General features: G+C 71.2%; 6 protein-coding genes. 3 read left to right on the top strand and 3 right to left on the bottom strand.

What is annotated here, in order from left to right:
- The first annotated feature begins 53 nt into the window (after positions 1-53).
- The 3 genes from HUX53_RS31600 to HUX53_RS31610 are packed head-to-tail and all read left to right on the top strand — an operon-like array spanning position 54 to position 1,738.
- The gene (locus tag HUX53_RS31600; RefSeq protein WP_309237523.1) at positions 54-911 is read left to right on the top strand and encodes a CNNM domain-containing protein; all 858 of its coding nucleotides are present in this window, start codon (positions 54-56) and stop codon (positions 909-911) included.
- Positions 912-962: 51 nt separating this feature from the next.
- Positions 963-1,196 (top strand): helix-turn-helix domain-containing protein, encoded by a 234-nt coding sequence (locus tag HUX53_RS31605; RefSeq protein WP_067794089.1) that lies wholly within the window; start codon positions 963-965, stop codon positions 1,194-1,196.
- Positions 1,196-1,738, top strand: coding sequence for a Clp protease N-terminal domain-containing protein (locus HUX53_RS31610; protein ID WP_176406874.1), 543 nt, complete (start codon positions 1,196-1,198; stop codon positions 1,736-1,738). Before HUX53_RS31605 ends, HUX53_RS31610 begins: the two co-directional genes overlap by 1 nt.
- Here HUX53_RS31610 and HUX53_RS31615 read toward each other — a convergent pair whose 3' ends face one another.
- The 3 genes from HUX53_RS31615 to HUX53_RS31625 form a co-directional block, all read right to left on the bottom strand.
- A complete protein-coding gene (locus HUX53_RS31615; protein WP_176406875.1) occupies positions 1,739-2,158 on the bottom strand; it encodes a hypothetical protein in 420 nt (139 codons plus the stop codon).
- Between the two features lie 295 nt (positions 2,159-2,453).
- Positions 2,454-2,981 (bottom strand): LLM class flavin-dependent oxidoreductase, encoded by a 528-nt coding sequence (locus HUX53_RS31620; RefSeq protein ID WP_176406876.1) that lies wholly within the window; start codon positions 2,979-2,981, stop codon positions 2,454-2,456.
- 155 nt (positions 2,982-3,136) lie between these two features.
- Complete coding sequence (locus HUX53_RS31625; protein ID WP_176406877.1) at positions 3,137-3,937, bottom strand: carbon-nitrogen hydrolase family protein; 801 nt, start codon at positions 3,935-3,937, stop codon at positions 3,137-3,139.
- Positions 3,938-6,510: the final 2,573 nt, after the last annotated feature.

Below are 6,510 nucleotides of genomic sequence, written 5' to 3' on the forward strand. Positions count from 1 at the left end.
TTTTTTTTTGTGTTCTCAAGCAGATGAAGGCATAAGAGGAAGGAGTGCGTCGCGTGGGCTCGGAGATGGGTAGAAGAGACAGGCACGGCATCACGATGTGCTCGCTCGGCCTCGGCCTGGTGTCCGAGCCGGTGTTCGCGGGGGCGCTCACCCCGCTGTTCCATTCCGCCGGGCTGCCCGCGGGCGCCGCGCACGCGGTGGCGTTCGTGCTGGCCCTGGCGCTGGTGACGTTCCTGCACATGGTCGTCGGCGAGATGGCGCCGAAGTCGTGGGCGATCGCCGACCCGGAGCGCTCCGCGACCGTGCTCGGGCTGCCGTTCCGCGCGTTCACGACCGTGGCCCGGCCGGTGCTGGCGGCGCTGAACGGCACGACGAACCTGCTGCTGCGCGCGGTGGGCGTCCAGCCGACCACCTCGCGGGAGGTGGCGCGCACCCCGGAGCAGCTGCGCAGCATCGCGGAGGACTCGCGGCGGCTCGGGCTGATCGACGAGAACGAGCTGACGCTGCTCACCACCGCGCTGGACGCGCCGCGCGCGCCGCTCGCCGGCCTGGTCGTCCCGGTCTCCGACATCGTGTCGGTGCCGGCGGCGGCGTCCCCGCAGGAGGTGATCGACGCCGCCGCCCGCACCGGGCACATCCGGATCATGCTGCGCGGTTCGGACCGGCCGGGCGCCGCCCGCATGGTGCACGTCCGCGACGCCTACCTGGCCCGCGCGCGGGGCGCCGCGACGCCGGCCGGGCAGCTGGCGCACCCCGTCCCGGCGATGCCGGTCGCCACCCCGGTCGGCGAGGCCGTGGCCATCCTGAAGTCCCACCACAGCCACCTGGGCCTGGCCGTCGGCCCGGACGGCGGAATCACCGGCCTGGTCAGCCTGGACGACCTGCTCACCACGCTGCTGACCGTCCACTGAACCACGTCAATGTTGGTTGACATGGCCGCCATGTCAACCTACATTGACAGCATGAGCGATGGAGTGACACTCGCCCAGGAGGCGAGCAGCCGGGACCCGGCGGTGGGCCTGCGGGCCGTGCGGGCGCTGCGCGAGCTGGCGGAGCGGCTGGAGGCGCTGCAGGTGGCCAGCGCCCGCGACCAGGGCTGGTCCTGGCAGGAGATCGCGGTCTGCCTCGGCGTGAGCCGCCAGGCCGTCCACAAGAAGCACGGCGGCGGCCGCCGCCTTCTCAAGAAGGAGCAGTAGTGTTCGAGCGTTTCACCGACAGCGCACGGCAGGCCGTCACCGGCGCCCAGACGGAGGCGCGGGCGCTGCACGCGCCCTTCATCGGCACCGAGCACCTGCTGCTCGCCCTCCTGGACGGCGGCGACGCCACGGCGCGGGTCCTCGGCGAGCACGGGCTGAAGGCGGCCGACCTGCGCGTGCGCCTCGCCGACCTCGGCCGGACGCCGCTCGACGCGGAGGCGCTGAAGAGCATCGGCATCGACCTGGACGCCGTCCGCGAGGCCACCGAGCAGAGCTTCGGCGCGGGCGCCCTCGACTCCCCCGCCGGGCGGCGCGCCGACCGGAAGCACATCCCCTTCACCCCGAGGGCCAAGAAGTCGCTGGAGCTGAGCCTGCGGCACGCGCTCCGGCTCAAGCAGAAGCACATCGGCAGCGGGCACATCATGCTCGGCGTCCTGCATGACAAGGACTTCATGGCCGTCCGGCTGGCGACCGCGGCGGGGGCGGACATCGGCGAACTGCGCGCCGACATCGAGCGGCTGCTCCTCTCCGAGGCCGCCTGATCAGCGCCCGAACTGATCATTGAGCACGGCGACGCAGGCGGCCCTGCGGCGCGGATCGTCCGGGAAGCGGCGCCGGCACTCGGCGCCGATCCAGGACGGGGACTTGGGGCGCGCGGAACGCGTCTTGTGCGGTTCGCGCTTCGCGGACGGGCGAGGACGCGGCACGGCGGTCCGATGATGCGTGGCCGCGGGAGCGGAACGGCCGCGACGAGGCGTCCGCCGCTTCGGGTGCGCAGCGGGCTCCTCACCCTTCGGCTCGGGCTCCTCCTGCGCCGGCGGCGCGGCCGGCTTCACGGACGGCGAGGGCGTGGCAGCGTCCGGCGTCACCGTCCGGGCAGGTGACGTCCGCGTCATCCCGTAGCCGACAGCGAGGACCAGCCCAGCCCCGAGGACGAGCACCACCACCACGGTCAGGAGCACGTGCCGCCGCCCGGGCGGGCTCGGCTCGGCGCGAGTGAATCCGGCAGGCGGAAGGCTAGAGGAGAGACGCACCCTCCGATAGTCACGCTACGCGCCCACCCGAACACGCAAAACCGGCGACCGTTGCCACCTTGATACACGCACCCCCTGACTTGCGGGCCAGGCAGGTACACAACCCCCACCAGCACACGCACCACACTGGAACACGAGCCACGCCGGTACAGAGGCCACGCCGGTACAGAGGCCACGCCGGTACAGAGGCCACGCCGGTACACGGGCCGCGGTGCAAGGCGGGTCAGTGTCCGGTGAGGAGTTCTGCCACGGGTGCGAACTCCTCGATGAATGGGGACGAGACCGACACGTACGACACGCCCAGTTCGTCCCGGCGGCGGGCGAGCGTGTCGGCCATCTCGCGGGGTGTCCCGGACAGCTTCGCGATCGCGGCGGAGTTCGCCATGGCGGCGGGGTCGATGCCCATCTGGCCGCTGAGCCATCCCGGCACCTCGTCGCCGACGACGTGCACCTGGGTGCACAGCTCCAGGTCGTCGAACCGCTCCCCCGCCGCCTTCCGGACGATGCCGACGTATCCGGCGAGTTCCGCGGGCCGGGTCGCGGCGGAGAGCACGAACGTGCCGACCCGCAGCGTCGTCGTGGCGCCGGCCGCGGCGGCGAGGGCCGCCGCCGGCATGGCCGTGCCGGACGTGTCGGGCGTCAGCAGCGTCGCGTACCCGAGTTCCTCGGCGCGCCGCGCCTGCGCCGCCCAGTGGGCGCCGTCGCGCGCCCACGCCGCCATCACGCCGAACCTGAACAGCCGATCCGCCATCGCGGTGCCTCCCGTGCCGATGTTCCCTTCCCCTCAGTTTGAGTGGGCACTCACTCAAGGGTCAAGGCGCCGGTGCCGCCGGGGGCGGTGCGAGGATCGCGTCGTGCTCGCAGCCGGGCACGTCCACGCACACGGCGGCGCCGGTTGGCGCGGAACTAGTCGGTCTGCGTGATGGTGAAGCGGCGCAGGCGCAGTGCCGGGTTCTTCTCCCGGACGGCGACGACGCGCTCGGGCGAGATCTCCCCGGACGCGACGCCCGGCCCCTCCCCGAGCCCCGCCACGACCACGCCCATCGGGTCGACGATCATGCTGTTGCCGGCGCCGGCCGGGGCGCACTGGCCGGCCGCCGCCACGTAGATCGTGTTCTCGATCGCGCGGGCCCGCCCCAGCGTCCGCCAGTGGTCCTCCTTGAGCGGCCCCGGCACCCATTCGGCGGGCAGCGCCAGAACGGCGGCGCCCGCGTCCACGATCCGCCGCGTCACCTCCGGGAAGCGGACGTCGTAGCAGGTCTGCATGCCGAACGCGACGCCGTCGACGAAGAACGTCTCGGGGTTGCCGATCTCGCCGGGCTGCACGATCTCCGACTCCCGGTACCCGAACGCGTCGTACAGGTGGAGCTTGCGGTACTCGGCGACGATCTCCCCGGCGGGGTCGACGGCGACGAGCGTGTTGGAGATGCGGCCGGGGTCGTCCAGCCGCTCGTTCATGCCGGCGACGAGGTGCACGCCGTGCCGCCTGGCCAGGTCGCCGAGGCCGGCCGCGAACGGGCCGTCCAGCGGCTCGGCCGAGTCGACGAACCGGCCGTCCATCTTCGGCGCCGTGAACATGGCGAACTCGGGGCACACCACGACCTTCGCGCCGCGCGCGGCCGCCTCCCCGGCGAGCTTGCCGATCGCCGCGAGGTTCTCGTCCTTGTTGACGCCGGGCGCGAACTGCGCCACCGCGACCTGCACCATCCGCTGCCTCCTCTACATCCGGTCGACGCCGGTCACCCGGATCACGGCCTCGCCCTCCTGGTCGGATCCCGCGAGGTCGACCTCGGCGCCGACGCCCCAGTCGTGATGCCCCGCCGGGTCGTCGAACACCTGGCGGACCCGCCACAGCGCGTCCTCCGGCACCTCCTCGATCTGCAGCAGCTTCGGCCCGCGCGCGTCAGCGCCGGTGAGCAGCTCGTCGTGCTCCTCGAAGTAGCCGTCCATGGCCTCTGCCCAGGCGTCGGCGCCGAAATCGGGGTCCAGCTCGCCGAGTTCGCGGTACCGCTCCAGCGCGGCCAGCTCCACCCGCCGGAACATCGCGTTGCGGACCAGCACCCGGAACGCCCGCACGTTCGCGGTCACCTTCGTGACCCGGTCCTCGATCGGCTCGTCCACGTCCTCGTCGGCCGGGTTCGCGAGCTGCTCCCACTCGTCCAGGAGGCTGGAGTCGACCTGCCGGACCAGCTCGCCGAGCCACTCGATCAGGTCGATCAAGTCGTCGGTCTTGATCGACTCCGGGACGGTCTGCTGCAGCGCCTTGTACGCCCCCGACAGGTACCGCAGGACGAGCCCCTCGGTCCGCGCCAGCTCGTAGAACCCGATGTACTCGGTGAACGTCATCGCCCGCTCGTACATGTCGCGCACGATCGACTTGGGACGCAGCGGATGGTCGCCGACCCACGGGTGCCCGGCCCGGTAGATCTCGTACGCGGCGTCGAGCTCCTCTTCGAGGGGCTTCGGGTGGTCGACGTCCTGGAGCAGCTCCATCCGCTCCTCGTACTCGATGCCCTCGGCCTTCATCTCCTGGACGGCCTCGCCGCGCGCCTTGTTGACCTGCGCCGCGAGGATCTGCCGCGGGTCGTCCAGCGTCGCCTCGATCACCGACAGGACGTCCAGCGCGTACGAGGGCGACGCCGGGTCGAGCACCTCGAACGCCGCCAGCGCGAACGTCGACAGGGCCTGGTTGAGCGCGAAGTCCTCCTGCAGGTCGACGGTGACCCGTGCGTAACGTCCCAGGTCATCGGGTTCGGGCAGCACCTCGACGACCCCGCCCGCGAGCAGCGACCGGTAGATCGCGATGGCCCGCGAGATGTGCCGCCGCCGCGCCGCCGGCTCCTCGTGGTTGTCGGTCAGCAGCCGCTTCATCGCCTGGAACGCGTTGCCCGGCCGCGCGATCACCGACAGCAGCATCGCGTGGCTGACCACGAACCGGGACCGGAGCATCTCCGGCTCGGCCGCCTGCAGTTTCGCGAAGACGTCCTCGTCCCACCCGACGAACCCCTCGGGCGGCTTCTTGCGCTGGACTTTCCGCCGCTTCTTCGGGTCATCGCCCGCCTTGGCGAGGGCCTTCTCGTTCTCGACCACGTGTTCCGGGGCTTGCGCCACCACGAACCCGACCGTGTCGAACCCGGCCCGTCCCGCCCGTCCGGCGATCTGGTGGAACTCCCGCGCCCTGAGCCGCCGCACCCGATGCCCGTCGTACTTGCTCAACGCGGTGAAGACAACGGTCCTGATCGGTACGTTGACGCCCACCCCCAGGGTGTCCGTCCCGCAGATGACCTTGAGCAGCCCGGCCTGCGCGAGCCGCTCCACGAGCCGCCGGTACTTGGGCAGCATCCCCGCGTGGTGCACGCCGATCCCGTGCCGGACGAACCGCGACAGGTTGCGCCCGAACTTCGTCGTGAACCGGAAGTTGCCGATCAGCTCCGCGATCCGGGCCTTCTCCGCCTTCGTGCAGACATTGATGCTCATCAGCGCCTGTGCCCGCTCGATCGCCGCCGCCTGCGTGAAGTGCACCAGGTACACCGGCGCCTTCTGCTCGGCCAGCAGCTCCTCGATCGTCTCGTGCAGCGGCGTCACCCGGTAGTCGTAGATCAGCGGGACGGGCCGCTCCGCCGACGTCACCAGCGCCGTCTGCCGCCCCGTCCGCCGGGTGAGGTCCTTCTGGAAGAACGAGACGTCCCCCAGCGTGGCCGACATCAGCAGGAACTGCGTCTGCGGCAGCTCAAGCAGCGGGATCTGCCACGCCCACCCCCGCTCGGGCTCGGCGTAGAAGTGGAACTCGTCCATGACGATCACACCGATGTCGGCGTCGGACCCGTCCCGCAGCGCGATATTGGCCAGCACCTCCGCCGTGCAGCAGACGATCGGCGCGTCCGCGTTCACGCTCGCGTCGCCGGTCATCATGCCGACGTTCTCGCGCCCGAACATCTCGCACAGGTCGAAGAACTTCTCCGACACCAGCGCCTTGATCGGCGCCGTGTAGAACCCGACCTGGTCCTTCCCGAGCGCCGCGAACAGCGCACCCGCCGCCACCAGGCTCTTCCCCGACCCGGTCGGCGTCGACAGGATCACGTTCGCCCCCGACACCACCTCGATGAGCGCCTCCTCCTGCGCGGGATACAGCGTGATCCCGCGCCCCGACACCCACCGCTCGAACGCCTCGAACAACGAATCGGCGTCGGCGTCGTTTCCAGAGGGAAGCTCATCGATAAACTCACCCCTCCATCCTGCCCTTAACACCATCTGACGCTGCCGACGAACAGATAAAGTAT

The organism is Actinomadura sp. BRA 177 (assembly GCF_013372625.1).
In the GTDB taxonomy this organism is placed as follows: Bacteria; Actinomycetota; Actinomycetes; order Streptosporangiales; family Streptosporangiaceae; genus Spirillospora.